This is a genomic window from Vibrio sp. S9_S30 (assembly GCF_014694455.1).
In the GTDB taxonomy this organism is placed as follows: domain Bacteria; phylum Pseudomonadota; class Gammaproteobacteria; order Enterobacterales; family Vibrionaceae; genus Vibrio.
The window spans coordinates 1-2,114 of sequence record NZ_JAAUWT010000072.1 but is presented as its reverse complement, the minus strand read 5'-3'; the positions used below and the strand labels follow the sequence as shown (position 1 = coordinate 2,114).

2 protein-coding genes and 1 pseudogene are annotated in these 2,114 nt (G+C 42.0%); 1 reads left to right on the top strand and 2 read right to left on the bottom strand.

Annotation, left to right across the window (positions count from 1 at the left end; genetic code table 11):
- Positions 1–102, top strand: a pseudogene (locus HC752_RS23985) (IS110 family transposase); the annotation flags it as partial.
- 22 nt (positions 103–124) lie between these two features.
- Here HC752_RS23985 and HC752_RS23980 read toward each other — a convergent pair.
- Both HC752_RS23980 and HC752_RS23975 read right to left on the bottom strand, forming a co-directional pair.
- Positions 125–505 carry an MmcQ/YjbR family DNA-binding protein gene (locus HC752_RS23980; RefSeq protein ID WP_130350976.1) on the bottom strand — a complete coding sequence of 127 codons (381 nt, stop codon included), beginning with the start codon at positions 503–505 and terminating at the stop codon, positions 125–127.
- 143 nt (positions 506–648) lie between these two features.
- Positions 649–1,095 (bottom strand): hypothetical protein, encoded by a 447-nt coding sequence (locus HC752_RS23975; RefSeq protein WP_190337695.1) that lies wholly within the window; start codon positions 1,093–1,095, stop codon positions 649–651.
- Positions 1,096–2,114: the final 1,019 nt, after the last annotated feature.

The following is a 2,114-nucleotide window of genomic DNA, read 5'->3' as shown; positions in this document are numbered from 1 at the left end:
AAGAAAGTAGCGATAGTTGCCTGTATGAGAAAGATGGTTGTGACACTTAATTCAATGCTAAGAGACGGTATAATGTGGGATAAAGATAGCGCCAAAAATTAGCTATTGACGCCATAGTCTCTTGTTATGAGCGTGGTTCAGCTAGGTGATCTATGCCCAATTCTCGTTGCTTACGCTTACTTAAACCACTCGCGACAATTCGGTATGATTCCGACAAATAGTACTTTAGGTCATCGTCTAGTTTGCCTGAAGTCTCAACCTGCTGTATCCACTTCATTCCACGACTAGCAAAATATGGAGCCGGTTTATAACCTTCACAATCACTTAGAAAGTCGAAATTTAAGTTGGAGGTTTTAAACGTGAATGCAGCTTGGGAACCATCGCTCCAACCACCTATGGCAAAGACTTTACCACCAACCTTCCATACATCGGAATTACCCCATTGAACGACGTGACTCGTTCCAGCAAAAGAGCCGCAAAAATGGTTAAATTCTTCGTAATTCATGCTGATTTCCCTATTAGCTCATAACGCCCAGTTAAGTAGCCAAAAACGCACAAATGCTGTTTCTGCAAACTACCCTAATCACAAAACTCACCGCAAACTAAAAATGCCACGCGTTTTTGGTCTGCTTGAACTGTTTGTTAGGCTTAACTTTCACCATTTATCTGCCTTGCAAAATCTGCGTGAAAGCTGATTAGCTCAATACCATCCATTGGTTTTATTGATGCATTGTTGCCTTCAACAGTACAAAAAGGCGGATAAGCGAATAGCAGCTGACCAACCTTTAGCTCCAAATCGCTTGGAATATTTAATCTTTCAATTGGGTCCTCGTCTACCCAAGCCAAAAATTGCTCCCAGGTACACCCAAATTCATCAATCTCGCCAGTTTCAGCATTCAACTTAACTACCAAATTATCTCGAATAAGGAATTGGTCGCCAAAGCAATCCTGAGCAATAGGAAAATCGCTTGCTTTAACCTCTCGATACAAGTTGTGGAAAGCAAATTCACCTTCTAAGAAGGTATTAACATTTAACAAGCGTTCTCGTGCATCGTGAGAGCGAACCTGTAGACCGCCTGAATACAATATTTTCATAGTTTCCTCTGTAAGCCTAACGCCAGCTTAAACCGCAGACAACGCACAAAACAAGCCGCTGCATACGCCTTAAACACCAAATTTACCGCAAACTAAAAATGCCACGCGTTGTTTGTCGGTTTGAAGCTTTTGTTAGAGCGATACCAACAAACGGACTTTACTTGGCAATGAAGCACTTAAATTGCATTCAATGAACGACATCTTAGCCAACAAAACCTTCTGCAACCAGACCACGACACTCAAAACGCTAATTCGGTCGGAGATTTAGAAAAACGAGCCAAGAACAAAGCTTCAAAATACGGTAAACAGGAATGGTTTGAAATAGTCACAACGGCTTGGCTTGCCACAACTTTTCCAACTTGAATCGGGTTTAGGAATCGAAATTTGAAGCACTGAAGCCAGCAATTTTCGAAATCCTTACAACCCTTGAATTTTCATAGCGCTATAACGCCCAGTTAAGTAGCCAAAAACGTACAAATGCCGTTTCTGCAAACTACCCTAAACACAAAACTCAACGCAAACTAAAAATGCCACGCGTTTTTGGTCTGCTTGAACTGTTTGTTAGAGCGATACAAACAGAAAACTCGCTTGGCAATGAAGCAGTTAGCTTGCATTCAATGAACAACATCTTAGCCAACAAAACTGACTGCAACCAGACCACAAAGCCCAAAACACCGATTCAGTCGAGAATTTAGGAAAGCTAGCCGGAAACTAAACTTCAAAATCTGATGAAGCTGAATGATTTTGAAACCTACAACGACTTGGCTTGCGAGGATTTACCACCTTGATTCAGGCTAAGGAATCGAACTCAAAAACCCTGAAGCCAGCAATTTTCGAGAACCTTACAACCCTTGAATTATCAAAGCGCTATAACGCCCGCTTAAGCTGCTGCCAACGCAATACAAAAGCTACCGCATTGCGCCTTAAACACAATTATCACTGCAAACCTAAAATGCCACGCGTTGGCAGTCCGCTTGAAGCGTTTGTTAGAGCGTAACGAGTACACAAACTCACTTGGC